The sequence below is a fragment of the Nitrospira sp. ND1 genome (genome assembly GCF_900170025.1).
In the GTDB taxonomy this organism is placed as follows: Bacteria; Nitrospirota; Nitrospiria; order Nitrospirales; family Nitrospiraceae; genus Nitrospira_A.
This window is the reverse complement of record NZ_FWEX01000006.1, coordinates 2446407-2472686: the sequence shown is the minus strand read 5'-3', so window position 1 is coordinate 2472686 and position 26280 is coordinate 2446407. Positions and strand designations below refer to the sequence as shown.

Here is a 26280-nt window from a genome sequence, read left to right as displayed (position 1 = left end):
AGGTTCTGAGCCGGGAATAGGCCCCAGCATCAGGGCTCAGCCGTCGAAACGACTACTTACGCAAGCCCATGATGATGAACGCAATGACCAGCCCGTACAGTGCAATGGCTTCGACCAACGCGAACCCGATCCACATGTACTTGCCGACGCGGCCTTCCGCTTCCGGCTGCCGGGCCACGGCCTCGATCATTTTCCCGAAGATATACCCGATGCCCACACCGGCGCCGGCAAATCCTGCCGCCGCCAATCCCATACCCACCAACGCTGCTGCTGCTGCATCCATTGTTTGTCCTCTCCTCCCTTATGTAAACAACTCGACCTAGTGTGCGTGCTCGCTATGACCGTGCAGGGTAACCGCATCACCCAGATACACACAGCTCAGCACGGTAAAAATATAGGCTTGAATAAACGCGATACCAACTTCGAGTCCGTTCATGGCGATGGTGAACGCGAATGGCAGCCACCCGATCAGCAACCCACCGCTGATCGCCAGACCGAACAAGACTCCCAGAATGACGTGGCCGGCAGTCATATTCGCGAACAGACGGACGGCCAGGGAAATGGGTCGCGCCAACTGACTGATCAATTCAATCGGAATCATCAACGGCAAGAGCCAACCCGGTGTCCCGGGCGGCACGAGAATGCCGAGAAACTTCATGCCATGAAGGGAAAAGCCGAGCACAATACTCAGCCCGTAAACCCCTACAGCAAAGACTGCCGTCACAATGATCTGACTGGTGACGGTATAGGAACCGGGAATCAACCCGATCAAATTGGCAAAGAGAATAAAGAGGAACAACGTGGCGATCAGGGGGAAATATTTCATCCCCGGCTCGCCCATGGTGTCCAAAATAATCCCGCGAATGAACTCGACGATTAATTCGGCCATGTTCTGCAATTTGCCCGGAACCAACTTACGGGCCGCCGCAGCCGAGATCATCAGGAACGCCACCAGGCCGACGATCACCCACATCAGAATCACGGCCTTGTTGATGGAAATATCCACCCCGGCCGGAACCAAGGGAATCAGATCGTGCAGTTCAAACGCATGTAACGGACTTTCTTCCACGATGATCCTTTATCAGTCAGACGATTCTGGTTAACTCTGCCATCGTTGCGCAGACCGATAGGCGCTCCGTACACCGGCTGCGGCCCCCAACCCTAACCCCACCACCAATCCCCATGGATTAGAATCGAGCAGATAGGTGTCGACGACCCAACCCAGTCCTCCCCCGACGATCAACGCAGCAAGCAGTTCCGTCCCGATCCGGACAGCCTGCCCGAGCCCCGCATATAACGGATCCTGAGAGGGGGGCATCAGATGCTCACGTGCGGCACTCCTCAGCGCAATCGGAGAGAGTGCACCCATCGGCGGGCGCGCCATTCAAGCAAATTCGTTGGGGGCTTGTCAAGAAGTTGGCCACCTATGACCCGGCCGCTCGATGCGGTATAGTCATTTCCTCGGGTATGGCACCCCTCTGAAACGCAGGTTCATGAGCTTTTCCTCTCACCAGGCATTCCTGAGCGGACCGCCGCAACCGCTGGTGGTCGTGCGTCCACAACCGGATGTCGACGCGTTCGAGTTGTACTATCGGCTGGCCCCGGCCGAACGTCCCTCGTTTCTCCTGGAAAGCGCCAACGGCACCGACACCACCGCGCGCTATTCATTTTTCGGACGCGACCCCTATCTCACCCTGACAAGCCGCGCGCAGGAATACCAGATCGAGACCGGGGGACAGATCCAGCGCTATCAAGGTTCCGGCATTCAGGCCCTCCAACAAGCGCTCGCCGAATCGACCATTACCAAACCGGAAGGCCTCCCGCCGTTTTATGGCGGCGCAGTCGGATACCTCAGCTACGACCTCGTTCGTTCGTTCGAATTACTTCCGACCCTGGCCGCCGACGATCTCCATCTCCCTGAACTGCACATGGCCTTTTTCGACGTCGTGGCCGCGATCGATCACCATACGCGACAGCTCTACCTGATGTATTGCCCCCCTCTGTCCCGATTTCAGGCGGAGCCGCGGGAGAAACTCTATCGCGAAGGCTGTGACCGGCTGGCTGAGCTGGAAGCCCGCCTCACGAGCCCGGTCACGCCTCTTACCTCCTCGCCCTGGCCCACTCAAACCACCTTTGTGCCCAGCCAATCGCGCAAGGCCTACAAAACTCGTGTGCGGCGTTGCCAGGACTATATCGCCGCCGGTGATATCTATCAGGCCAATCTGTCGCACCGCTTCACCCTCGATCTGCACGCCGCCGCTTCACCGACCGGATTCGAGGGATACTCAACCGAGCTCTATCGCCGCCTTCGCCGGATCAACCCTGCGCCGTTCGCGGGGCTCGTCCGATTCGCCGACCTCAGCCTCGTCAGCAGCTCCCCTGAGCGGCTCGTGCGGCTGACCGGCTCGCAGGCCAGCACCAGACCCATCGCCGGCACCAGGCCGCGAGGCACCAGTTTGCAACAGGACCAGCTTCTGCGCGCGGAGTTGCTTGCCAATCCTAAGGAACGCGCGGAACATGTGATGCTGGTGGATCTCGAACGCAACGACCTCGGAAAGGTCTGCCGCTACGGCTCGGTGCGGGTCGATGAGTTCATGACCATCGAACAGTATTCGCATGTCAGCCACCTGGTGTCAGACGTGGTCGGCACCCTGCAACCGGGCGTCTCACCCCTCGACCTTGTGAAAGCCGTGTTCCCCGGCGGAACCATCACCGGTGTCCCTAAACTCCGTTGCATGGAAATCATCGAAGAACTGGAGCCGGTGCGGCGCGGACTCTACACGGGGGCGTTGGGTTATTTCAGTTGGAACGGCGACCTGGACCTGAACATTCTCATTCGTACGCTCGTGCTGACCAAGAACCGAGGGTATCTGCAAGTCGGTGCCGGCATTGTGGCCGACTCGGATCCCGACCGCGAATATGATGAAACGCTCGCCAAAGCGGGCGCATTTTTCAAAATACTGGAGGCTGGCCGCTGATGTGGGTGTTTCTCAATGATCGTTTTGTACGCAAAGAAGAAGCCCTCGTCTCCGTGTTCGACCATGGGTTTCTCTACGGTGATGGAGTCTACGAAACCCTTCGCTCCTATGGAACCCGCATCTTCATGCGCGACCAACACCTGGCCCGGCTCCGGCGCTCCGCCGAAGCCATCGGCCTGGACATTCCTATCCCGGAGTCGCACTGGCCGGAGTTGCTCCACGAAGCGATGCGCCGGAACGGAGTCGGCAACGAACAGACGGATGCGTACCTCCGGATCACCGTCTCACGCGGCGCAGGGGAAATCGGCCTGGATCCCGGTCTGTGCCCGCGGGCCACGGTGGTCATCATGGCAAAGCCGCTCCACCCCTCTCCTCCCGTACTCTCACGCGATGGTGTGTCGCTGACCGTCGCCAACACCAGGCGGAATCTGCCCGAAGCGCTGTCTCCTCAGATTAAATCCACCAATTTCCTCAACAACATTCTCGCCAAGCGTGAGTCGATTGCGGCCGGCACCTTCGACAGCCTGTTCTTGAATTGGAAAGACGAGCTGACCGAATGCACCGTCAGCAATCTCTTTTTCATCTCCGGCAAAACCCTCCATACCCCAGCCCTGGACTGCGGCATCTTGGACGGCATCACGAGAACCATCGTCATGACCCTCGCGCAAGAAGAAGGGGTACCCGTCCGGGAAGGTCACTATCACCTCGCTGACCTCCAGCAAGCGGAGGAATGCTTTCTGACCAATACCAGCATGGAAATCATGCCGGTCAATAGGGTCGATTCGTTCACCATCGGCGATGGGCGGCCGGGCTCGCTGACCCGTCGGCTGCAGACGCGATTCGCCGACAGCCGGACGAGGTTTCTTGAGCCGCCCTCGTAACGAATATGGCAATACATATCCATAGTATCAATTGGTTACGAGGAAACAATCGGGCTAGCCAGGGACGGAGTTTTTTGACAGGTCGAGGGTCCGATGCTACGGTTGAAACATCCGAATGTGATTCGGTTCGTACACGGGAGCCACAATCCAGATGGCCCATTTCAGCCGCACAGCAGCCCTCTTCTCAGTTGCCGCGGCACTGCTCCTGAATGCCCTCCCCAGCCAGGCTGACGTCTATCAGTACATCGATGCCAACGGCACCATTTCTCTCACCAACGTGCCGAACGATCCTCGATACAGACGAGTGATTGCTGAACTCCCGCGCGCGCGCACGGTCATCTCGGACGGGGAATTGGAGCCGGTGATTGCCCGACATTCCAGAGCCCATCGTCTCCATCCGGCGCTGATTCGTGCAGTGATCAAGACGGAATCCGACTTCGACCCGCAGGCGGTCTCACGCGCCGGGGCAATCGGCCTGATGCAGCTGATGCCGCAAACGGCCGTGCGCTTGGACGTACGGGATTCCTACAATCCGGATGAGAATATCGGCGGCGGGACGAAATATCTGCGACAGTTGCTGGACCGGTTTAACGGAAATCTTCCGCTGGCCTTAGCGGCGTACAATGCCGGCGAACATGCCGTGGAGCGCTATCAAGGGCTTCCCCCTATCCCGGAAACCAGGCAGTATGTCCAAAAAGTGCTTCGGTACTACCGCACCTTCCTTACGAACGACCGGCTTTCTTCTTCCCGGGCTTACCGCGCACAGGCGCTGGGGGCGAAAGCACGAGCGCTCGCTCCTTCGCTGCCGACCCGCTCGTCTGACCGTCCGTAAACAGCAACTGGCTGTGTTGCCGCCATCCAGGCCGATTGGGCTCCGGAAAATCTGAACGGTAGTGAGCCCCGACACTATTCTCCCGCCATAATGCCGCGTCAGTGATACAGCGGGCGACCTGCACCATGTTCTTGACCTCCAGGGCCGCTCGCGAGGCAAATGGCTTGGTCAACAGGCGCATCCAGCGCACCAGTTGCGCGGAGGCACTGATCAACGAATCGCCTGAGCGCACGAGTCCCACCTTACCCCACATCAAGCGACGCAGTGAGCTTCGCAACTTCTCCGGATCGTCGAAGTCCGTCGGCCAGCCCTGTTCGAGTTCTTCCAGGTGGGGCATGCGCACCGGCCCCGGGAATCGTCCCGCATGGGCCACCGCAGATTGCGCAGCCCGCATGCCGAAGACCAAACCTTCCAACAGCGAATTGCTCGCCAGACGATTCGCGCCATGCACACCGCTGCAGGCGACCTCGCCGGCCGCACACAAGCCGGGCAACGTCGTCGCTCCCTGCACATCCGTCCAGACACCGCCCATCATGTAATGCGCGCTGGGCGAGACAGGGATCCATTCTTCGGTCATGTCGATGTCGTACCGCAGGCAGGTCGCATAGATGGTGGGGAATCGCCGCTTCACAAAGGCCGCGCCCAGATGCGTCACATCCAAATACACATGGCGCGCGCGAGTCGCCGCCATTTCGGACCAGATCGCCCGCGACACCACATCGCGCGGCGCCAGCGCGCCGTCCGGATGGTAGCGATGCATGAACAACTCGCCTTTGATATTTCGCAGCTGGCCGCCCTCCCCGCGGATGGCCTCCGACAGGAGAAACGGCGGGCTCGACGGCAGATACAGAGACGTGGGATGAAATTGCACAAACTCCATATCCATCAACAACGCCCCGGCCCGGAGGGCCATCGCCATGCCGTCTCCCGTCGCGTTGCCCGGATTCGTCGTCCGCGCATAGACCTGCCCGGCGCCACCGGTCGACAACACCACGGCACTGGCCGGTAACACCGTGCGTTCGCCGGTCATCTCATTCAGCACAATGGCGCCGCAACAGCGTCCATCGACGACCGCCAGGTCGACCGTGAATCGCCGATCCAATCGTTGAATGCGCGGCTGCCTCGCGGCATAGCTCATGAGGGCGCGCACCATCTCGTTGCCCGTGGCATCGCCTCGCGCGCGCAGAATGCGGCTCCGGCTGTGGGCCGCCTCACGGGTGAATGCGAAGCGCTTTCCGATCTTGTCGAACTTCGCGCCCCAGGCGATCAGTTCCTGGATCCGTTCCGGCCCTTCTTCGACCAACACACGCACGGCTTCCCGTCGACACAACCCGTGGCCGGCCTTCAGCGTATCGGTCAAATGGCTGCCGACATCATCTTCCTCGCTCAACGCCACCGCGACGCCGCCCTGGGCATACATGGAATTACTTTCCAGAGGATGCCCCTTGGTCAACATCAACACGCGCCCGGCCCGGCTGAGTTCGATCGCCGCGCGCAAACCCGCGACGCCGCTTCCGACCACGAGAAAGTCTGTTTCAATTTTGGACGAGGACAACCTGGCAGACATGGCTATGGCTTGGCTTGCCCGCGTGCCGGGTCTTCGCCCACGCTGGCGCGCGCGCCCATGCCGAAGGGCAGATCGCCCTGAGCTTCCCGAAGCAGAATGGACTGTGTGCCGACCCAGGCCAACCGCCCGTGGCCACGCTGGCGCGTGCCCACCTCGGCAGGGTCCCGTTTCCACTGGCCCTGCCAATGGACAAACACATCGATATTGTCCCCTTCGATTAAGATGCGCTCGATGGAAAACTCCAACTGAATGTCGCGAAAGGTATCGAAGTCGGCGTGAATCTCACGTTGCACCTGATCCAGATTTCCCGACGGGAGGAGCAACGCCTCCAGCGCACTACGGTCCCGCTCTACGTAGGATTTGCGGAGCAACTCCACGGCCTGGTCGATACGGAGAATACGGTCGTGATCGTCCTTATACTGAAGGGTTTTTCCTGCACAACCCACAGTCATGATCAGCAGCAGGGCAAGGAAAACGCGACCGAGACGAAGAGAAATCGGCGGGCAAGATTCAATCATGGCGCAGTATAGGAATCTTGGCGGAAAGAGGTCAAGCTGAGTGGCTCACCCCACGTTCAATCGCCGCCTGCATACGATTATGCGGCCTATCGACATGCAACAAGTCATAATCTTGGCTTGCATTTTGGACTGAAACCCACTAGACTCCCGCGCCTAGCAGTTGGAGATTGAATGTATGGCGAGTGTCCTCAAGAAACGCCGGAAGAAGATGCGCAAGCACAAGTATAAAAAGTTGCGCCGGCGTCAGAAATTCTTGCGTCGCAAGAGCTGAGCCCATCACGACATAATGGACGGAGGGATCCGTGCCCGAAGGCAAAAAAGTTCGCATCCGCGTTCGAACGGTGAACTGTGTGTACGTCGGGGATTTCCTCATCCCGCCCATGCGCAATCGTGTGTCCGACGCGATCAACGAAGAGCAGCGGCTGTTCATCAGCCTGACTGACGTGTTGATCAACGATAAGGATCGGTCGGACTTTGTGGCGATCAATAAGAACTTGATCGAGTCCATCGCTCAGCTCTAGCGCGATCTCACCTCACCACGAAGGTCATGTCGTATGCGTATCGCCGCCACCAACGGTGATACGCTACAGGCCTGCCCTCTCTGAAACGATTGTCCTAACACCCATGTTCTCGTTTAACCGATTCTACCCCTTCCTCAAGCCCTACGTCCCTCGAATGATGGCGGCGGCCGTCATGGTTATGGCTGTCGCCGCCATCAACCTTGCCCTCCTTCGCTTAGGCGGCACCCTTTGGGACGTCATCACCGTCCAGCACGATGCCGCACGCATGACAGAAATGATCCTGCTCTTGTTGGGCTTGGTCCTGATCCAGGGGTTATGTTCGATGGGACACAGTTATCTCACCGCCTGGGTCTCCCAACGGGTGATGGCCGATTTCCGGATCCATCTCTTCGCACATCTCGAGACGCTGTCGGTCAACTTCTTCTCGAAGCGCCGAACCGGCGAATTGATGTCCCGCCTCATGAACGATGTCACCGTCATCCAAAACGTCGTGACCGATACGCCCATCGACGCCGCCAAACAAATCGTCACCTTCATCGGCGGCGCGGGCTTCCTGTTCGCCATGAACTGGCAACTCTGCCTGCTCATTCTGGTGCTGCTCCCGATGCTGGTCGTCGTGGCCAAACTGTTCGGGCGGCGACTCCGGGCGCTGTCCACCAAAATCCAGGACCAAACCGCCTCCGTCAGCACGCTGGTCGAAGAAGTCATTGCAGGGATCCGCGTCGTGAAATCCTTCGTCCAAACGAAACGGGAAGAAGAACGCTTCGTGGCTCAGGTCCAGTCCGCGATGGAGCTGTCACTGCGCCGTGCAACCATCATGGCCTGGTTCGTGCCGACGATCATCTTCGTCACCTTTGCCGCCGCCGCCCTCGTCTTGTGGTACGGCGGGCGCCAGGTCATCGACGGAACGGTGTCCCCCGGCGACCTGTTTGCCTTCGTGCTGTTTGCAGGCATTCTGATCGGACCGTTCGGATCGGCAGCCCGAGTGTTCGCGCAGATCAAGGAAGCCCAAGGGGCCATGCAGCGCGTCTTTGAGATTCTCGACACCCATGCCGAAATCGCCGATGCCCCGGGCGCCGTCGATCTGCCGCCCATCCGTGGTCATGTGCGCGCGGAGCATATCAGCTTTGCCTACGATCCCCGGCAGCCGATCCTCTCGGACCTCTCCTTCGAAGCCAAGCCCGGCGAGTTGATTGCGATCGTCGGACCCACCGGGTCAGGCAAGACGACGATCATGAACCTCTTGCACCGATTCTACGACCCGACCGCCGGACGGCTCACGGTGGACGGCCACGATGTCAAAGACGTCCGGCTCGACAGCCTGTACCGCCAGATCGCCCTGGTGCCGCAAGACACGATCCTGTTCGGCGGGCCCATCCGGGACAACATTCGTTACGGGCGGGAAGACGCGAGCGAAGAAGAGATGATTGCCGCCAGTAAGGCCGCGCATGCCCATGAGTTCATCGTGGGATTTCCGGACGGCTATCAGACGATCGTCGGAGAAAAGGGCATCAATCTCTCAGGCGGTCAACGCCAACGTGTCGCCATTGCGCGAGCCATTCTGAAGAATCCCAGAATTCTCCTGCTCGACGAGGCCACCTCCGCGCTGGATACGGAGTCCGAACGGCTGGTGCAGGAAGCGCTGGAGCGCCTGATGGTCAACCGCACCACCTTCGTCGTGGCGCATCGGCTCAGCACCATTCAGCGCGCCGATCGCATCCTGGTCCTGAATAAAGGGAAAATCGTGGAAGAAGGGACCCATGCCGCACTGCTGGAGCAGCGGGGCCTCTATCATTATCTGTATACCCTGCGACTCAGCGAACTGCCCGTGTAACCCGGAGGGGCTTCACATGTGCACACGCGCCCTGGCCATACTCACACTGTGGATGGCTCTCCTCTTCGGGATCGAACCCGTTTCCGCCCAGACGTCGTTGCCCAAGCCCGACCATATTGTGATCGTGATCGAGGAGAACCATTCGTTCGCTCAGATCATCGACTCGCCTTCAGCTCCTTACCTCAACTCCCTGGCCCGTAAAGGCGCGCTGCTGACCAACTCCTACGGCATCACCCATCCCAGTCAACCCAACTATATTGCCTTGTTTGCCGGATCCATCGAAGGGGTCAACGGGAACACCTGCCCGCTCGCGTTGACGGCCCCGAATCTTCATAGCACCCTGACGCAAGCCGGCCAGACCTTCGCCGGGTATGCCGAAGATCTGCCCGCCGTCGGCGCCACCGATTGCGTCGCAGGATCCTACGCGCGAAAGCATAACCCATGGGTCAACTGGCAATCGTCTCCCATCAACACGGTGCCGTCCGGCGACAATCGTCCGTTCACCGACTTCCCGACAGATTTCTATACCCTACCCACCGTCAGCATGGTCGTACCCAATCAACTGAACGACATGCATAACGGCAAGGATCCCGAACGCATCGAGCGCGGGGACCACTGGCTTCAGACGCATCTGGATGCCTATGTGCAATGGGCGGACACCCACAACAGCCTGCTGATCGTCACCTGGGATGAGGACAACGGAAAGTCAGACAACCATATCCCGACGATTCTGGTGGGGCCGATGGTGCGGCAGGGACGGTTCGGCGAGCAAGTCGATCATTACGGATTGTTGCGCACGATCGAAGACATGTACGGCGCGAAGCCGGTCGGGTTCAGCCGGCAAGCCAGCCCCCTCACCACCATTTGGGCCGTACCTGCTCCCACCCCCTAGCGCGCTTCAGCGACAGGTTCCCGCATTCGCCTCCACACCTTCCACAGTTCCATCACCACGAACGGCAGCACGCCGAGTCCCAGCATCAGCCACCATTCGTCGGCTCGAAGCGGAACGACTTTGAAAATCTCCTGCCCCCAGGCGCTCAACAAAATCCAGGCCTGTAACAGGGCAGAGAGCAGCACGGCCCCCACAAGCGCCCGATTGGTCATCACCCCGATTTGAAACAGAGAATACCGTTCATGGCGACAACTGAAGGCGTGCAGCAGCTGTACCAACACCAGCGTGGTAAAGGTCATGGTTCGCGCGAAGGGCACCTCATCGTGCCAGATCGTGAGAGAGATCCCGAAGACGGCCAGCGTCACCATGGCCATCACCGTGCCCTGGAGACAGACAGCCAGAAATCGCTCTCGATCCAACAGGCGGGCTTGCGGATCGCGAGGCGGCCGTTTCATCACATCGGGATCTTTCGGATCGACGGCGAGGGCCAGAGCCGGAAATCCGTCGGTCACCAGATTGATCCACAGAATATGAATCGGAAGCAGCGGCAGGGGCCAGCCCAGCAACGTACTCCCCAACATCACCAGCACTTCGCTCAAATTGCACGACAAGAGATAATGCACGGCCTTGCGAATATTGTCGTAGATACTGCGACCCTCCTCGACCGCCGCCGCGATTGAAGCGAAATTGTCGTCGGTGACGACCATGTCCGACGCATCTTTCGTGACATCCGTGCCGGTCAGGCCCATCGCAATCCCGATATCCGCTTCCCGCACCGCCGGGGCATCGTTCACCCCGTCGCCGGTCATCGCCACCACCGCCCCTTGCGCGCGCCAGGCCCTCACGATGCGCAGTTTGTGCTCGGCCGATACCCGCGCATACACCGCAATGTCCCGGACCCGCGCGGACAACTCGCCATCGGTCAGCCCATTCAACTCCAGGCCGGACAGCGCCTGCGTCGCGCCGCCCGGGAACCCCGCCTCACGCGCAATGGCCAAGGCCGTCTCCTTGTGATCACCGGTAATCATCACCGTCGCGATACCCGCCGACCGGCAGAGCTCGACGGCCACCTTGGCTTCGGGACGCAAGGGATCTTTCATGGCGGCTAACCCGAGAAAGACCAACTGCCGCTCAATGGTCTCGGAGTCGTAAATGGACGGCTCTTGATCGAGGCGCCGCCGGGCCAGGGCGACGACACGAAGGGCTTGCCCGGCGAACTGCCGGTTGATGGACAGAATGGACTCTCTCATCGAATCGGTGAGCGGCCGCACCTCTCCCTCGACCGACAGATAGTCGCGACAACGGCCGAGCAGAATATCCGGAGCTCCCTTCACATAGGCCACGATGTCTGCGCCCGATCGTCGAACCACCGTCATCATCTTGCGTTCGGAATCGAAGGGAATTTCCCCCACCACCGGATGCGCCCGCTCCTGGTCTTCTTTCCGCCATCCGGCCTTGCCGCCCGCAACGAGTAACGCCCCTTCCGTGGGATCGCCCACCACTTTCCAACTGCCATCGACTTCCTTGAGCGTCGCGTCGTTGCACAACAGGGCGCTCAACAGAAGCTGCTGCAAGCCTCCCTCGCGCGGATCGCCACCGATAATGTCACCCTCCGGCCCATACCCTTCTCCGGTCACCTCATACACCTGTCCATCGAGGGCCAGGCGCGTCACCGTCATTTCGTTCTTCGTCAGGGTCCCGGTCTTGTCCGTACAGATCACCGTCGCCGCCCCCAGGGTCTCCACGGCCGGCAATCGACGGATCAACGCATGACGCGTCACCATGCGCATGACTCCAAGTGCTAGGGTCGTCGTCACAATCGCGGGCAGACCTTCCGGGATGGCCGCAACCGCCAGACTCACGGCCGTGAGAAACATGTCGAAGACCGGCTCGCCTCGCCACAAGCCCAGCACGAACACAACGACGACGATCCCGAGCGACAGCAGCAGCAGCACATGACCGAACTGCTCCAACCGCCGCTGGAGCGGGGTCGGCTCGACAGGCACCGACGTCATCAACGTGGCGATCCGCCCCAGCTCGGTTCCGCGACCGGTTGCGACGATGAGCGCACGGCCTTTCCCTCCCGTGACGGTGGTCCCCAGAAACAGCATGTTTCGCCGATCGGCCAGGGGCAGGTCGTTGTCAGGCAGCACCCCGCCTGACTTATCGACCGGCGTGGATTCCCCGGTCAGCGCGGCCTCCTGCGTGCGCAACGCTGCGGCGTGAATCAGGCGCGCGTCCGCCGGGATGTGATCCCCCGCCTCTACGTCGATGATGTCGCCAGGGACCAATTCTGTGGAAGACAGCTGACGCCGCGAGCCGCCGCGAATCACCCGCGCGTAGGTCACCGCCAGGGTTTTTAGTGCCGCCAGCGACTGTTCGGCTCGATACTCTTGAACGAAACCCAGAAATCCGTTCAGCAGGACAATGGCGAGGATGGCGCCGGTATCGACCCATTCTCCGAGCAGGCCGGAGACGATCGCAGCGCCGATCAGCACCCAGACAATCAGGCTGGTGAACTGCGCCCCAAGGATCGACCAAGGGGAAGGGGGCGGGGCTTCCGGCAGTTCATTACGGCCGTGCATCGACAGACGGCGCGCAGCGTCATCCTCGCGCAATCCCTCTGCGAGGTTCACATCAAGCGCCCGCGCGAGTTCATCGGGTGACTGTGCGTACCACCGGGCTTGGATATTTTGTCCCTGCTCGACCATAGCCTCCGATCTCTCCGCCTTACCGGTTCTGCGGTGGGATCCGGATCCCCTACGTACACATCCCGAGCGCGACCGATATTCAGGTAAGTGCTTCAGCTTCCAGGAGAAACCCCTGGTTATCCTCACGTCTACGCCGCGACCTTACAAAAAAATGTGGCCCTCCCCCCACCGAAGACTCAATCCTTGCGAAAACACGCCGATAGAGTATCCACGAAGGACGGAGCATCGGCCCTGGATCGGGCGTCATTCCTGTGGTGGGAACAACCGTCGCTTGAAGCTGTGGATCTGTTAGGATTGGTGGTATATGACACGTTCTTCCTGGTCGGCTCCGAATCCGATTCCGGACAGTTTGCGCCGCAGCCTCAAGGACCTCCGCCACGGCCTGCTTGGCCTGCACAAGTCCCTCATCGTCTCCGAACAAGTCACCTATGAACGCATCTACGGGCGCGTCTCCTCGGCGGGACAACTGTTGCAGCTGGTCATGAACGACCCCTGGTTCGCCTGGCTTCACCCCTTGTCTCACCTCGTCGTCCGCATCGATGTCGTCCTCGAAGATCAAGACGACACGACCCTGGAAGCGGCACAGGACCTCCTGTCGGAAGCGCGCACGATGCTGCGTCCCTCCGAGGAGGGCGATGGTTTTGAACGCAGCTACTATGAAGCACTGCAACGGACACCTGACGTGGTCCTGGCCCATGCCAGCGTCAAGAAACTGCTCGGCACTGCTGCCACAGCCGCATCCGCGGCGGCAGCCTAATCACTCCCGCTCAGAACAGAGGGTGGTGCGGGGACGAGGAGAAGGGCGCCGAACGCGGCGCATCCCCTCGATTCCCGAGAAACCGCCATCCGTTCTTGTCCCGCACCAGATAGTGAACCTCCTGGAACCAACTATCCAGCGTGATGCGGGCGCCTGACTGCGCCTCTGTACCATAAAGACCGCCGGTGCACGTCAACTCCACCCGGGTCCCTTCTTCGGTCTGCACCACCTTCATCTCGGAAAACAGGTGCGTCGAGGATAACGCGCGATAGTGCTCGAAGACCTCGCCCCAGATGCGCTCCACGTCCGCCACATGTAAGCCGTGGTAGTTGTAGCCGGACGCATAAAACTGCATCAGCGCGCTGAGATCCTGCCGTTCCAGCGCGTGCTCCGCACGATCGAAGGCCGTCAGAATGTCCTGCATCGTCTGATCGGCGCGAATCGCCTTGGCTCCGGTAATGGTCCGCCCCTCACGCTTCAGCGTCATCTCAGGCAACACCTGTACGGTGGCATGCGCCGACGGCCCCGCCAGCATGAGACTTGCCGCCAATAAGCAGGCGACTCGCCACCGTCGCCGAAACCCCAGTAGCCCCGTGGTTCGCTGCTGCATTCTTGCTCCTTCCGTTCTGCGGCCGGCATGACCGGCCCACGATACAGATACATCCTTGCCTCACACAATGCAAAGCCGATACCCAACAGCCGTTGAGGGGGACAGGCCCGATTCGCCAATCACGCCCGCGCGACATGCATGAGTGGGGCAGATCCTCCGACCAGCCGACACTACGCCGTCCCCCGCTGAAGGCAAATACCTCAGACTCCCCTCCACACTGTTGCAGGACGCCACAGACTGTCCGACCAACTCTCCGCGAACGTGCCGAACAGCAGGGCGCCGTGACGCTGGTTTCGCACTTTTTCTTTGGCAGGCGGGGCGTAAACGTTAGACTATAGTCACCTCACGACCGACACCCGAACGAAAGGGGGCCAGGAGATCCCATGCCATTATTCACACAGTCAGTTCTAATCGGCGTGCTCGGCCAGACCCTGTTCGCATTCGGGACCGCCATGGCAACGGAGCCACCGCAGCCCGCACCCATCGCCCTCGTGGAACAGCCCTGGGCCGTGAGCCTCGACATGACCGGTTACCGTGTGCAGATCGACGGGATCAAACCGGATGGACGGCGATATGTCTTCGCCACCAACAGCGCCGCATCGATGCATCTCTCGGTCACGTTAGAAGCGGTGTCCGGTCAGGCTACGGAACAAGGCTGTCTTGCCCATCTGGAACGCATCGCGCGGACATCACCGGAACAACCCCAGCAGGACATCACGCGATACGAAATCAGGCAGGTGCCTGTCCTCGAGTATCTGCTGCCAGAGACCAAAGGAACCGCGGTAGATCAACTCCACCTGTTTGCCTGCGTCCGTAAAGACAACGTCTACGCAGACATTCATGTTGCCAAAACCGGTTTCACGACCGGAGATGATTCACGATTGCGAGCGGTGCTGCAAAGCCTCGACATCGTCCCCGCACCCCTGGCCGGCAGCCTCGATCACTTTCGAGCAGGCAGCGCGCCCTACCTTCAAGGGCAATTCAGGCAAGCCATCCCGCACTATGAACAGGCGATCGCGTTGGAACGAGCACACTCGACCCTCGGCAAGGCCGTCTGGCGCCTGCTCGTTCATAACCTGGGGGTGGCTTACGGCATGACCGGTGACCTGGCACGCGCCAAGACTACGTTGGACTACGGTCTCTCACGAGATCCTGCCAACTCACTGTTTCATTACTACCTCGCCCGCACCTATGCGGGGATGAACGACCGGGAGAAGGCCATGCAATCCCTCCACGCGGCCTTCCACAACGATCGTCAGCGAGAGACGGATGACCGCATACCGGATCCCCGACAGGATGTTTCATTCAGGCGATTCATGCTGGATCCGACATTTAGGGATTTAGCGGAGTCCCTCATGCAGCCCGCTATTTGAACGGAGGTCTGGAGCTCCAACAGACTGAAGCCCGCATCAGACGGGGTCGGTGCATGTCTCACACGCCGTTCCTGTTGCAGGGTTGTTTCCGAACAGCACGGGCTTGATCCTGTCACGCAGAGGCGCAACGCGGAAAGGGCGATCGATGTCGAAACGGAAGAACACACGAGTGGAGATGAACCGGCCCATTGAGCTTCAGGGGCCTCGCGGGACCAGCCAGGGCGTCGTGCGGGACTTCTCTCCGGGCGGGTGCCGGATCGAACAGCCTGACGCCAAGGTGCATTGCGGAATGCGATTGACGCTGCGCATCTCACTGCCCGATCGCCGGGAACCCATCGAAATCAAACCCGCCGTTGTCACCTGGACCGGCAAGGAGTCATTCGGGGTCGAATTCCTGTCGCTCTCTCAGGACATACGGGCTCGTGTGAAAATTGTGTACGATCTGCTCCTGGAGGCACAGTCAAGCGCAGAGAGCGAACGAGTCATCTCCCTCCCCTCCGTCTCCTGGACATAGCCGCCCGTGACGTGACTGGACACATCCTTGCAGGATGCGCAAAAAGGCCGTCCAACAAGGCCGTAGCGAGCGAAGAGGCGAATCGTTCATTCTCACTCACCCACCCACCCCGATCCTGCCAAGACAGGCTCTTGTCCCGTAGCCGTACGGTGAGCCTCTGAGGTTCACGACGCGCTGAATAACGCGCGTCACGCTTGTGAACGTCGCCGAGATAGTGAGGCGGCAGTGTCCCGCGAGAACGCCGCTGGCGGACTTTTTCCGCATCCTGCTCGGGACACGGCAGGCATCATCGGAACAATAGCCAGAGGCCGAGCAGATACCCGAGGATCATCACCAGGCTATCCGGTTCAATGAGCCAATACCGCTTCTCCACTCGATACACAATCCCCATCAGCCCTACATTCATCATCAGAATGCCCCAAAGGGCGGTCAGCGCATGAGTGGAGTCGATCGCACCGAGTAATGGCCCACCGGCGTATGCCAGGTCGGTAAACAAGAAGGCCGCCATATTGAAGGCATTGCTGCCGAAGAGATTGCCCACTGCAAGATCGAAGGCCCCGAGCCGGACGGCGGCCAGAGACGTGACCAACTCAGGCAATGTCGTCACCACCGCAACGAGCGACGTCCCGACGAAGGTCGTGCTGACTCCCGATTGATCCGCGATATCCTTGGCTGACTTGGCAAGCAGTGGGGCGGCGATGATCAGGACCACCGTAGCGGCGACGAATCCGATGGCGGCGCGGCGCAGTCCGTCACGCCGGACTGACTCTCGCGTGTGGTCGTCGTCAGCCTCCGCCTCGGCAAGGAGTTGCTGTGCCCGCTGGCGCCGCTTGACGTCTTCCTGCCGAAACACCATCCGCATGCCGAAAACATAGGCCAGAAAGAGAAGAGCGCTTCCCCCTTCGATTGCCGAAGCACCCGTCCCACTCCGAAACAATACCAGAAACGCGGCTAATCCAGTGAGGAGCATCGCCAGCGCAGCCACGAGCGTATGCTCGAAAGCCGCCTGCTCCCAGACGCGCTTGTCGCGATGGATAAGGTCGATGAGGCCAAGGGTGAACATGTTGGCAAGCACCGCGCCGAAGAGATCTCCGGCGGCCAGGTCCGGCGCATCGAGCAAACCGGCGCTGACGGTCGTGAATACCTCGGGCAGCGACGTCGCAGCCGCCATCAACACGACGCCGACCCACAGTCGCCCAAGGCCTGTCAACGCCGCTATCTGGTCGCCGCAGCGCGAGAGTTTCGTCCCCGCCATGACGATCATGGCTCCGCTCAGCACGAGGATGGTCCATGACGCGAGCAATCGCCTCTCCTTACCACGCTTCTCAGGTCTAAGGACCGAGATCCGCAATGGTCGGGAGTGTGCCGACTCCTCCGCTCCGGCGTCAAGCAGTCATCCGCGTCGATTTGACCAGTCGGTTACCCAACCCTTATGCCTACAGGCAGGATCGTAACGGAACCACCGGCGGCCATCGGGAAGCGGGCTGCATACAGGCAGGATTGATCCAATCAGGCACATCGTACGTCGGCCCGCGCTACTGCGGGCGCGCGGGCAGGAGTTCGGCCACCTTTTCGATAATGGCCTGAGGCAAAAACGGCTTTTGCAGGTAGGCCGCTTGCGCATCCACCCCATGGGACACCAGCATGTCGCCGGAATAACCGGAAATATAGAGCACTTTGATGTTCGGAAACATCGTCCTCGCCCCCTGTGCCAGCACGGCCGCCTTCATTCTCGGCAGGATCACATCCGTGATCAGGAGGTCGCAGCCCCCTTTTCGCAACTGCAACATTTGCAGGGCCTCGACGCCGTCGGTGGCCGCCAACACCTCATACCCCTGGTCCCGGAGCACGGCTGAGACGAGACGCCGAATGCCCTCATCGTCTTCCACAAGCAGGATAGTCGCGCAAGCGGCCGGAACCGCGCGAGACGCCGCCACCGGCTCGGCTTCTCCTGTTTGCGTCAGCACCCGAGGCCACATCACCGTAAACCTCGAGCCGCGTCCCGGCTGGCTGGTCACATCGATATAACCGCGGCTCTCCTTCACAATGCCATAGACGGTGGCTAACCCCAAGCCGGTGCCTTTGCCGAACTCCTTCGTGCTGAAGAACGGTTCAAAGATATGGGCGAGCGTCTCGGCGTCGATCCCGCATCCGGTATCCTCCACCACGAGTTTGACGTAGGGACCAGGAACCGCGCCCGGGTGAACACGCACGTACGCCTCATCCAGATCGGCATTGCCCGTCTCGATCGTGAGAATCCCGCCTTCCGCCATGGAATCGCGCGCATTGAGGGCCAGATTGAGCAACACCTGCTCGATCTGCACGGGATCGCCCAACACATGCCCGGCTCTGGGATCGAGCACAATCACCGTCTGAATCTGCTCGCCGATTAAACGGCGTAGAATATCTTCCATGTCGCGAATCAACGTATTGAGCGGCACATCCCGTTGCTCCAGCACCTGGCGTCGGCTGAACGTCAACAGCTTCTTCGTCAAGGCGGCCGCCCTGCTCCCCGCCTGCCCGATCATCTCCACTTCATGATGGCAAGGATGCGAGCCGAGCTGCTGTGCCACCCGTTGCGCATGGCCGATCACCACCATGAGCAGATTGTTAAAATCGTGCGCGATGCCGGCCGCCAGCCGCCCGAGTGCCTCCATCTTCTGCGACTGCCGCAGGCTCTGCTCGTCCTGCTTGCGTTTCGTCACATCCACGATCGTTTCAATCACATGGACCCGTCCGTCCGTCGTCGGGGCCTTGGCCCAATGGATCAGGAGACGGCGGCCATCGGGCATGTCCACCTCCTCGGACACCACGCCTCCGCGCGCCAACGCCTCAGGCATGCGGCAAAACTCACAGGGAGCCGCCTTCCCCGCGATTTTCGCATGACATCTGGAGCCGGCCATGTCACTGAATATTTCCAGCGAGGTTCGATTTTGGAATTGCACGGAATGGTCGGCAGGGTCGATCACATTCACGGTCACCGGCTGTGAATCGAGCAGCACCTGCGGATCATACGACGGAGTATTGGAGTGCGGCGTGGAAACGGCCATGACGTCCTCACGAGAATCGGCAGCGGGGAGTACACAGGGTCTGAACTTCTTCCTTTGGTTGTACTACATCACCATGCACAGTCAAGGAGATGATCGATTACAGGGAGCCGCAACGTGACGGTACTTCTCACCTCCCTCCCTTCCGACGGCCTCGCCACCCTAACTCCCATTCTGAACCTGCCGGTAAAACAACTGCTTCGCGAACTCCGCCACCACCACATAGGCCAACAGAATTCCGAGCATCGCCGCCCAGAAGATCGGTGGCAGCGGTTCGAATCCCAGGAACGCTCCCACCGGTGTCACCGGCAGCAACATGGTCCCCAGTCCCGTCAGGAGCGTCGTGATCAACAACGCGGAAGAGGGCCGGCTGGTATAACAGGGCCGGCGGGTGCGAATGACGAGCACGATCAACGAGGCCGACAGCACGGACTCGACAAACCAACCGGTGCGAAATTGGCCGGCCGTTGAGTGTAACAGCAGCAAGAGGACTCCGAACGTGAGGTAGTCGAACAGGGAACTCACCAGACCGAAGGTGAGCATGAATCGCCGGATGAACGGAATATCCCATCGGCGGGGCCGCTCGATCAGTTCGTGATCGACCCGGTCGGTGGCAATGGTCATTTCTGGAAGATCGGTCAAGACATTCGTCAGCAGGATCTGCTTCGGCAGCAGCGGGAGAAACGGCAGGAACAGCGAGGCCCCGGCCATGCTGAACATGTTGCCGAAATTCGCGCTGGTGGCCATAAACACATATTTCAACGTATTGGCGAAGGTCATGCGGCCCTCGCGAACGCCTTGCACCAGCACGCCCAAATCATGCTCCAACAGGACGAGATCGGCCGCTTCTTTGGCGACATCGACGGCGCTATCGACTGAAATGCCGACATCCGCCGCGTGGAGAGCCGGGGCATCGTTGATGCCGTCGCCGAGATATCCAACCACATTGCCGGAAGCGCGCAGCGCACGGATGATGCGTTCCTTTTGATTGGGTTCGATTTCCGCGAAGATATCGATGCTGTTTGCGCGCGTGCGTAGCGCGTCGTCGCTCATGCCGCGCAGATCAGTTCCCGTAAGCAGGTGCGGATTCTCCAGCCCAACCGCCCGCCCGACATACGCCGCCACCAGCGCCTGATCCCCGGTCACCATTTTCAACGAGACCCCGAGGCCTTTGAGCGTCGCAATGGTCTCGGCCATGCCGGGTTTCGGAGGATCGGCAAAGGCCACCAGACCCAGAAAGGTCATCGCCGTTTCATGTTCCTTGGAGACACGATCAACGGCGCCCATGTTACGGCAGGCCAGCCCCAGCGTGCGAAATCCTTGCGCACTCAGTTCGCGAACCTGCTGTCGAATGGAATCCCGGACCTCATCGATCGACACCACGGTGCCGTCCGACTGTTCAGCATCGAGACAGGCCGTCAGCATGCTGTCCACGGCCCCTTTCGTGATCAACACGTGCGTCTGCGGGGTCGCCACGAGGATCGAGAGCCGTTTGCGGACGAAGTCGTACGGTTCTTCCTCCAGCTTGCGATAACCGGTGAGATCGACCGACCGGTGTCGGCGCAACGCTTCATCCAGCGGATTCGAGAATCCCGTTTCGAACATCGCGTTCAGCTGGGCGAGGAATAACACCTTCTCGCTCGGCCGGCCCTGAAGATCCAGTGCCGCGTGCAGCCGCATGGACCCCATGGTCAGGGTGCCGGTTTTGTCGGAGCACAACACGTTCATACTGCCGAAATTTTCAATCGAGGTCAGGCGTTTGACGACCACCTTCTGCTGCGCCATTCGCTTAGCGCCGTGGGAGAGATTGACGCTGATGATGGCCGGCAACAGTTGCGGCGTCAGGCCGACGGCCAACGCCATGGAAAACAGAAAGGACTCAAGGACCGGGCGCGCCAAATACACGTTCACCGCGAATATCGAGAACACCAGCAGCAGCGTGACTTCCAGCAATAGATATCCGAATCGGCGCACGCCCCGCTCAAATTCCGTTTCCGGCGCCCGCACCTGCATCCGATGGGCAATGCGGCCGAATTCCGTGTCCTTGCCCACCGCCACGATCACGGCCCGCGCCTGCCCGCTCACCACATGGGTGCCCAGAAACAGGCTGTTCGTCCGCTTCTGCGAGGGGACCGCGTCCGTGAGTGTTCCTGTCGATTTCTCTGCCGGATAGGTCTCCCCCGTCAAGGTCGCTTCATCGACGAACAGATCCTTGGCATCGAGCAGCCGCGCGTCTCCGGGTAAACTCGACCCAGCCGAAAGCTCCACGATATCGCCCGGCACGATGTCGTCGGCAGGCACCTCGCGCAACCGGCCGTCCCGCCATGTTTGAGCCGTGATCTGCACGAGCGCCAACAGGCCGGCCACGGCGCGGGCCGCGCTGTATTCCTGCCAGAAACTCAACAGGGCGCTGACCAGAATGATGGCCAGGATGATGAGCGCATCGCTATGTTCTGCGAGAAAAAACGACACTCCGGAAGCGAAGAGCAGGATGAGGATGATGGGACTTCGGAACTGGGCCAGCAAGAGCCGGAACGGCTGACTATCTCGCTGGGGCGTGAGCCGGGCGGACGCGGAGACGACCTGCCGCTGTTCGGCCTCGACGGTGCTCAACCCCTCCGGTACGGCACGCAAGTCGCGAAGCACCTCATCCGGAGAACAGGCCCAAAAGGGTCGTCTATTCTCCATGGTCTCGTGAACTCCCTTCACACCCACTCCGGGGCATGTTCCTTCGCGGCCTCCTGTTCGGCAAAGGTCCGGTACAGGGCCGGGAGGACCAGCAAGGTCAATGCGGTCGAGGTGAACAGGCCGCCGACAACCACGGTGGCCAACGGCCGCTGCACTTCGGCGCCGATCCCCTGGGCCAGGACCAGCGGCAGGAGGCCGAGCAACGTCGTCATCATCGTCATCACGACCGGGCGAAGCCGTAAGACACAGCCCGTCATGATCGCCGCCTCCGTCTGCTGCCCCTCATTCCGCAACTGATTGATGTAGGAGACGAGCACGATGCCGTTTCCCACCGCCAACCCGAACAGTTCGATAAACCCGATTGAGGCAGGCACACTCAGATACTGATCGCTAAGCCACAACGATACGACGCCGCCGATCAAGGCGAACGGCAGATTCAGAATGATCAAGGCGGCATACCGCAGCGAGTGAAACGCCCAGAAGAGCAAAAAGAAGACCAACCCGAGCGTGATCGGCACCACCAGCAGCAACCGCGCATTCGCGCGCTCCATATTCTCGAACGCCCCGCCCCACGCCACCGTATACCCCTGCGGCAACCGGATCCGCTCGGCCAATAACTTCCGGCCTTCATCCACGACACTGCCGATGTCGCGCCCCACCACATTGAACCCGATGTAGATCCGCCGCTTCGCCTGCTCACGGCTGATACGCGCCGGGCCTTCGCGCATCTCGATGGTCGCGAGCTCGCTCAAGGGAATCGGCGCGCCGGATGCGGATCGTACCCGGATATCTCCGATGGCCCCGATACTGTTGCGATAGGGCTCCGGGAAACGCAGGGTCAGCTGAAATCGACGCTCCCCCTCATACACCTGCGTGGCCGGTTTGCCGCCCACCGCCGTCGTAACGATGTCGTGCACATCCGACACGTTGATCCCGTAACGGGCGATTTTCTCCCGATCGATGTCGATCGTCAGATAGGGCTGCCCGGCAACCTGTTCGACCTTGACGTCTTTCACGCCTTCCACGGTCCGCATCAGGTCCGCAATGATTTCGGCGTTCTGATACAGCAGGTCGAGATCGTCCCCGAACAACTTGATGGCGCATTCAGTCCGGATGCCGGAGATCAACTCATCGACCCGCTCCTGGATCGGCTGACTCATCAGGACAGAGATACCGGGAATCTCCGCAAGACGCTTCCGGATCGCATCGACCAATCCCGATTGGGTCTGTGCCGTGGTCCAACCGTTGCGCGGACGCAGCGTCACGATCGGATCGCTCTCATTCGGCTCCTCCGGACCGACGGCGATATCGGGGCGTCCGATCTTGCTCACCGACATCTGCACTTCCGGAAACTCCAGCATGACTTTCTGCGTCTGCTTCTCAATCGCGATCGACTCCGGCAACGAGACACTCGGCAGCCGCACGATTTGCGGCGTCAATGCGCCCTCCTCCAGAATCGGAATGAATTCCCGTCCCACGAACGGCAGCAGGGTCAGACTCGCCAGCACCACCGCCGTCGATCCCAGCAACACCGGCACCCGATGGTCGAGCGTCCAACGGAGCACCGGCTGATAGCGGGCCTTCATCCACCGGGTGAGCCGGGTCTCTTCCGGATGGTCGCCGCGCAGGATCAGGGACGCCAGAACCGGCGAGAGGGTCAAGGTGACGACCACCGACATCAGCAGCGAAATCACCAGCGTATAGGCCAGGGGGGCAAACATTTTCCCTTCCATCCCGTGCAGAGTCATGAGGGGAAGGAAGACGACGCTGATGATCAGGATGCCGAACACGATCGGCCGCCCTACCTCGCTGGTGGCCCGGAAAATCACCTCAAGCCGGGACCGCTGATGCAGATGATTTTCGGAGAGATGGCGATAGACATTCTCCACCACGACCAACGATCCGTCGGCAATTTCACCGATACCGATCGCCAGGCCACCCAGGGTCATGAGGTTGGCGGAAAGCCCCACGCGTTGCATCACCAGGAACGTCATCAGTGGCGTGACCAACAGAGACACAGTGACGACGATCGCGCTCCGCACATGGCCCAGAAATAGGAAAAATACGATGGTCACCAGGACGATGCCCTCGATCAAGGCATCGCGCACGGTATTGATGGCCGCTGTCACGAGCTCGATCCGGTCATAAAACGGGATGATCTTGAGGCCTTCCGACAACAACCCGTCCTGCTGAATCGTGTCGACCCGGCGTTTCACGGCTTGGACGACTTCACGTGCATTGCCTCCGCGCAACATCAACACCGTGCCCGCCACCACCTCCCGCTCGCCGTTCAACACGGCCGCGCCATGGCGCACCGCATGACCGATACGAACCTCTGCCACATCACGGACGAACACGGGTGTGCCGCCCGCTTCCTTCACGACGATACGCTCGATGTCGGGCAGGGTTTTGATGAGTCCCAGTCCCCGCACAATGGCGCGTTCCGCATGCCGTTCCAGCACATTGCCGCCGGAATTGGCATTGTTCTTCTGCACCGCCTCATAGATGTCGTGCAGCGTCAGGCTGTATTTGCGCAACTTGTCGGGATCCACCAGCACTTGGAACTGCTTCACGAATCCGCCCAGGCCGTTCACATCGATCACGCCCGGCACACTCTTCAGCAAGGGGCGGAGTACCCAATCCTGCACCGTCCGCTGATTCGTCAACTCGGCCTCTACGAGCGCCGTATCGGTCGCATGGGCTTGCGGGCCTTCGAGATAGTATTGGTAGATCTCTCCCAGTCCAGTCGTGACCGGCGCCAGGACCGGATCGATACCCGCCGGCAACCGCTCCTTGACCGCCATGATCCGCTCCAACACCAACTGGCGGGCAAAGTACACATCCACATCATCCTCGAACACCACCGTCAGCTGAGAGAGCGCGAACTTGGACAACGAGCGGATTTCCGTCAGGCCCGGCAGCCCGTTCATCTGCAGTTCGATCGGATAGGTGATGAAGCGTTCCACTTCAACGGGAGAGAGGCCAGGCGCTTCCGTCAACACCTGCACCTGCACATTGGTCACGTCGGGGTAGGCATCGATGGGGATAGATTGAAAGGCGAACAGGCCGGCCACGGAAAACATGCAGGCCAGTCCGATGACGAGGATCGATTGGCGGAGCGAGAACTCCAACAGTGAGGCAATCATGGCGTGGGCTCGATTTTGTGGATATCGAACTCCGACTTGATTGCGAAGGACCCTTTGACCACCACGTCTTCACCCTCGTGCAGCCCCTCCAGGACGATGGTCTTGCCGTCCAGCTCGTCTCCCAGGAGAACCCGGCGCGATTCGAATCGATTGTCCGCTTGCCGCACGAACAGTAATTTGCCCGTGCCGTCCTGTTGCACAGCCGTGAGCGGCACCGCCAGCGCCTCGGGTTGAGGGGACGCAAAGACACGGACCATGGCGAACATCTCCGGTTTCAAGGTCCGATCGGGATTGAGCACGGTGACACGGACACGCATCGTCCTGGTCGATGGGTCGAGGACATCGCTGATGTAGGTCACGGTGCCGGAGAACAGCCCATGCGGATAGGCCGGAACCATCACGTGAACCCGGTCCTTCGGACGAATAAAGCGCACGTCCTTTTCCGGCACGTTGGCCACCACCCAGACATCGGACAGGTCGGCGATGGTGAAACAGTTCCGCGAGGTCTCCACCACCTCCCCGCGCGTGATATTACGCATGATCACGCGACCTGCAAAGGGCGCTCGAATCGCCACATCGGACCGGATCGTCTGCTCGCGTTCAAGCCGTTTGATTTCCTGAGCCGGCAGGCCAAGGAGCGCCAGCCGATGCGATGCCTCCCGCGCATCGGCGCGCGCGGTTTTCATTTCCGCTTCCCGGCGTTGCAGTTCGGCCAGACTGATCGCACGATGCTCATGGAGATTTTCCGCCCGCTCAAAGGCCAGCTGCGCTTCGTGTTGCCTTGCCGCCGACTTGAGGTACGCTCCTTCGGCCATCCCGAGATCGGTACTGTCGAGCAACGCCAGCCGCTCACCCTTCTTCACATCCTTCCCCACATCGACCAGCACCTCGACGACTCTCCCTCGAATGAGAGTCGTGACTTCTGCCAGTTCATTCTCGTTGGCTTGCACGGTCGCGGGAAATTCGCGATGGAAGGTAAACGGCTCTTTCTTGACCGTCATCACCTCGATGCCGGCCCTGGCAATTTCAGGATCGGTCAGATGCACCATCCCGTCGGCGGCTCTGCTCACCGGCTTACCGGCCGGCGGCGCCACGGGCGCATCCCGATCACAGGCTACTGCCGATATCAGTACCAGCCCGATCACCAGGCATCGTCCCGCAAGAGAACGCCAGTCACCGGCTCGCCGATGCTGTCCCTCTGAATTCCGCCTGAATACCCCCGCTGTCTCTGTCATGCGTCGATCATCTGCCTTGGGCGCCCTGCTGTTCCTGAGAACAGCAGGGACCATGCCGTGAGAGAGTCCGGATTTCGAGAGGAATGGGATGCCGGTAGCAGCGTTTTGCTACGCTACCGGCCCTGAGAGCGGGGTGAAATGCCACAGCGGTCTTAGCCCGCATTATTCATGAGCAC

General features: G+C 60.5%; 22 protein-coding genes. 10 read left to right on the top strand and 12 right to left on the bottom strand.

The features are described from left to right. Positions 1–52: 52 nt before the first annotated feature. From atpE to NSND_RS16545, 3 genes are read right to left on the bottom strand one after another with little or no spacing between them, the layout of a single operon-like run. A complete protein-coding gene (gene atpE / locus NSND_RS16555; RefSeq protein ID WP_013250231.1) occupies positions 53–283 on the bottom strand; it encodes an ATP synthase F0 subunit C in 231 nt (76 codons plus the stop codon). Positions 284–319: 36 nt separating this feature from the next. Next, positions 320–1069: a F0F1 ATP synthase subunit A gene (locus NSND_RS16550; protein ID WP_080880043.1), complete on the bottom strand. Its 750-nt coding sequence runs from the start codon at positions 1067–1069 to the stop codon at positions 320–322. A gap of 30 nt (positions 1070–1099) precedes the next feature. Then, positions 1100–1318 carry an AtpZ/AtpI family protein gene (locus NSND_RS16545; protein WP_159450843.1) on the bottom strand — a complete coding sequence of 73 codons (219 nt, stop codon included), beginning with the start codon at positions 1316–1318 and terminating at the stop codon, positions 1100–1102. 175 nt (positions 1319–1493) lie between these two features. Here NSND_RS16545 and NSND_RS16540 point away from each other — a divergent pair, with 175 nt between their 5' ends. From NSND_RS16540 to NSND_RS16530, 3 genes are all read left to right on the top strand, one after another. Further along, a complete protein-coding gene (locus NSND_RS16540; RefSeq protein WP_159450842.1) occupies positions 1494–2978 on the top strand; it encodes an anthranilate synthase component I family protein in 1485 nt (494 codons plus the stop codon). Beyond that, the gene (locus NSND_RS16535; RefSeq protein WP_080880040.1) at positions 2978–3859 is read left to right on the top strand and encodes an aminotransferase class IV; all 882 of its coding nucleotides are present in this window, start codon (positions 2978–2980) and stop codon (positions 3857–3859) included. Before NSND_RS16540 ends, NSND_RS16535 begins: the two co-directional genes overlap by 1 nt. Positions 3860–4010: 151 nt before the next feature. Beyond that, the gene (locus NSND_RS16530) at positions 4011–4691 is read left to right on the top strand and encodes a lytic transglycosylase domain-containing protein (protein WP_080880039.1); all 681 of its coding nucleotides are present in this window, start codon (positions 4011–4013) and stop codon (positions 4689–4691) included. Here NSND_RS16530 and nadB read toward each other — a convergent pair. Both nadB and NSND_RS16520 read right to left on the bottom strand, forming a co-directional pair. After that, complete coding sequence (gene nadB, locus NSND_RS16525; RefSeq protein ID WP_235000284.1) at positions 4582–6258, bottom strand: L-aspartate oxidase; 1677 nt, start codon at positions 6256–6258, stop codon at positions 4582–4584. The genes NSND_RS16530 and nadB overlap by 110 nt on opposite strands. 2 nt (positions 6259–6260) lie before the next feature. Next, positions 6261–6776: a nuclear transport factor 2 family protein gene (locus NSND_RS16520; RefSeq protein WP_080880038.1), complete on the bottom strand. Its 516-nt coding sequence runs from the start codon at positions 6774–6776 to the stop codon at positions 6261–6263. Positions 6777–6951: 175 nt separating this feature from the next. Between NSND_RS16520 and NSND_RS22205 the strand changes: the two genes are divergently transcribed. The 4 genes from NSND_RS22205 to NSND_RS16500 all read left to right on the top strand — a co-directional run bounded on the left by NSND_RS22205 (position 6952) and on the right by NSND_RS16500 (position 10023). Next, entirely contained in the window at positions 6952–7047 is a 96-nt protein-coding gene (locus tag NSND_RS22205; protein WP_080880037.1) for an AURKAIP1/COX24 domain-containing protein, read from the top strand. Positions 7048–7078: 31 nt separating this feature from the next. Next, positions 7079–7297, top strand: a complete 219-nt coding sequence (locus NSND_RS16510; protein ID WP_013250240.1) for a DUF6812 domain-containing protein — start codon at positions 7079–7081, stop codon at positions 7295–7297. A 103-nt stretch (positions 7298–7400) separates the two neighbouring features. Next, on the top strand, positions 7401–9131 hold the full coding sequence (locus NSND_RS16505) for an ABC transporter ATP-binding protein (RefSeq protein WP_080880036.1): 1731 nt from the start codon (positions 7401–7403) through the stop codon (positions 9129–9131). A 16-nt stretch (positions 9132–9147) separates the two neighbouring features. Then, on the top strand, positions 9148–10023 hold the full coding sequence (locus NSND_RS16500; RefSeq protein ID WP_080880035.1) for an alkaline phosphatase family protein: 876 nt from the start codon (positions 9148–9150) through the stop codon (positions 10021–10023). Here the strand turns inward: NSND_RS16500 and NSND_RS16495 are convergent. Further along, entirely contained in the window at positions 10020–12734 is a 2715-nt protein-coding gene (locus tag NSND_RS16495) for a cation-translocating P-type ATPase (RefSeq protein WP_080880034.1), read from the bottom strand. The two genes, NSND_RS16500 and NSND_RS16495, sit on opposite strands and share 4 nt — an antisense overlap. A gap of 304 nt (positions 12735–13038) precedes the next feature. Between NSND_RS16495 and NSND_RS16490 the strand changes: the two genes are divergently transcribed. Further along, complete coding sequence (locus tag NSND_RS16490) at positions 13039–13491, top strand: hypothetical protein (RefSeq protein WP_080880033.1); 453 nt, start codon at positions 13039–13041, stop codon at positions 13489–13491. A gap of 10 nt (positions 13492–13501) precedes the next feature. Here the strand turns inward: NSND_RS16490 and NSND_RS16485 are convergent, their stop codons facing one another. Further along, positions 13502–14101 carry a hypothetical protein gene (locus tag NSND_RS16485; protein ID WP_080880032.1) on the bottom strand — a complete coding sequence of 200 codons (600 nt, stop codon included), beginning with the start codon at positions 14099–14101 and terminating at the stop codon, positions 13502–13504. Between the two features lie 383 nt (positions 14102–14484). Between NSND_RS16485 and NSND_RS16480 the strand changes: the two genes are divergently transcribed. Together NSND_RS16480 and NSND_RS16475 are read left to right on the top strand one after the other, a co-directional pair. After that, entirely contained in the window at positions 14485–15474 is a 990-nt protein-coding gene (locus tag NSND_RS16480) for a tetratricopeptide repeat protein (protein ID WP_080880031.1), read from the top strand. 145 nt (positions 15475–15619) lie between these two features. Next, a complete protein-coding gene (locus NSND_RS16475) occupies positions 15620–15988 on the top strand; it encodes a PilZ domain-containing protein (protein WP_080880030.1) in 369 nt (122 codons plus the stop codon). Positions 15989–16274: 286 nt separating this feature from the next. Here NSND_RS16475 and NSND_RS16470 read toward each other — a convergent pair whose 3' ends face one another. The 5 genes from NSND_RS16470 to NSND_RS16450 form a co-directional block, all read right to left on the bottom strand. Next, positions 16275–17291 carry a sodium:calcium antiporter gene (locus NSND_RS16470; RefSeq protein WP_080880029.1) on the bottom strand — a complete coding sequence of 339 codons (1017 nt, stop codon included), beginning with the start codon at positions 17289–17291 and terminating at the stop codon, positions 16275–16277. A gap of 232 nt (positions 17292–17523) precedes the next feature. Beyond that, positions 17524–19038, bottom strand: coding sequence for an ATP-binding protein (locus tag NSND_RS16465; protein WP_080880028.1), 1515 nt, complete (start codon positions 19036–19038; stop codon positions 17524–17526). A 159-nt stretch (positions 19039–19197) separates the two neighbouring features. Beyond that, positions 19198–21723: a magnesium-translocating P-type ATPase gene (mgtA, locus tag NSND_RS16460; RefSeq protein ID WP_080880909.1), complete on the bottom strand. Its 2526-nt coding sequence runs from the start codon at positions 21721–21723 to the stop codon at positions 19198–19200. Positions 21724–21740: 17 nt separating this feature from the next. Beyond that, positions 21741–24869, bottom strand: a complete 3129-nt coding sequence (locus tag NSND_RS16455; RefSeq protein ID WP_080880027.1) for an efflux RND transporter permease subunit — start codon at positions 24867–24869, stop codon at positions 21741–21743. Beyond that, a complete protein-coding gene (locus tag NSND_RS16450) occupies positions 24866–26104 on the bottom strand; it encodes an efflux RND transporter periplasmic adaptor subunit (RefSeq protein ID WP_159450840.1) in 1239 nt (412 codons plus the stop codon). Before NSND_RS16450 ends, NSND_RS16455 begins: the two co-directional genes overlap by 4 nt. Positions 26105–26280 lie beyond the last annotated feature (176 nt).

Coding starts and splice junctions, on each gene's coding strand:
- atpE (WP_013250231.1), bottom strand. CDS start 283: ATGGATGCAGCAGCAGCAGCGTTGGTGGGTATGGGATTGGCGGCGGCA.
- NSND_RS16545 (WP_159450843.1), bottom strand. CDS start 1,318: ATGCCCCCCTCTCAGGATCCGTTATATGCGGGGCTCGGGCAGGCTGTC.
- NSND_RS16540 (WP_159450842.1), top strand. CDS start 1,494: ATGAGCTTTTCCTCTCACCAGGCATTCCTGAGCGGACCGCCGCAACCG.
- NSND_RS16535 (WP_080880040.1), top strand. CDS start 2,978: ATGTGGGTGTTTCTCAATGATCGTTTTGTACGCAAAGAAGAAGCCCTC.
- NSND_RS16530 (WP_080880039.1), top strand. CDS start 4,011: ATGGCCCATTTCAGCCGCACAGCAGCCCTCTTCTCAGTTGCCGCGGCA.
- nadB (WP_235000284.1), bottom strand. CDS start 6,258: ATGTCTGCCAGGTTGTCCTCGTCCAAAATTGAAACAGACTTTCTCGTG.
- NSND_RS16520 (WP_080880038.1), bottom strand. CDS start 6,776: ATGATTGAATCTTGCCCGCCGATTTCTCTTCGTCTCGGTCGCGTTTTC.
- NSND_RS22205 (WP_080880037.1), top strand. CDS start 6,952: ATGGCGAGTGTCCTCAAGAAACGCCGGAAGAAGATGCGCAAGCACAAG.
- NSND_RS16505 (WP_080880036.1), top strand. CDS start 7,401: ATGTTCTCGTTTAACCGATTCTACCCCTTCCTCAAGCCCTACGTCCCT.
- NSND_RS16500 (WP_080880035.1), top strand. CDS start 9,148: ATGTGCACACGCGCCCTGGCCATACTCACACTGTGGATGGCTCTCCTC.
- NSND_RS16495 (WP_080880034.1), bottom strand. CDS start 12,734: ATGGTCGAGCAGGGACAAAATATCCAAGCCCGGTGGTACGCACAGTCA.
- NSND_RS16490 (WP_080880033.1), top strand. CDS start 13,039: ATGACACGTTCTTCCTGGTCGGCTCCGAATCCGATTCCGGACAGTTTG.
- NSND_RS16485 (WP_080880032.1), bottom strand. CDS start 14,101: ATGCAGCAGCGAACCACGGGGCTACTGGGGTTTCGGCGACGGTGGCGA.
- NSND_RS16480 (WP_080880031.1), top strand. CDS start 14,485: ATGCCATTATTCACACAGTCAGTTCTAATCGGCGTGCTCGGCCAGACC.
- NSND_RS16475 (WP_080880030.1), top strand. CDS start 15,620: ATGTCGAAACGGAAGAACACACGAGTGGAGATGAACCGGCCCATTGAG.
- NSND_RS16465 (WP_080880028.1), bottom strand. CDS start 19,038: ATGGCCGTTTCCACGCCGCACTCCAATACTCCGTCGTATGATCCGCAG.
- mgtA (WP_080880909.1), bottom strand. CDS start 21,723: ATGGAGAATAGACGACCCTTTTGGGCCTGTTCTCCGGATGAGGTGCTT.
- NSND_RS16455 (WP_080880027.1), bottom strand. CDS start 24,869: ATGATTGCCTCACTGTTGGAGTTCTCGCTCCGCCAATCGATCCTCGTC.
- NSND_RS16450 (WP_159450840.1), bottom strand. CDS start 26,104: ATGACAGAGACAGCGGGGGTATTCAGGCGGAATTCAGAGGGACAGCAT.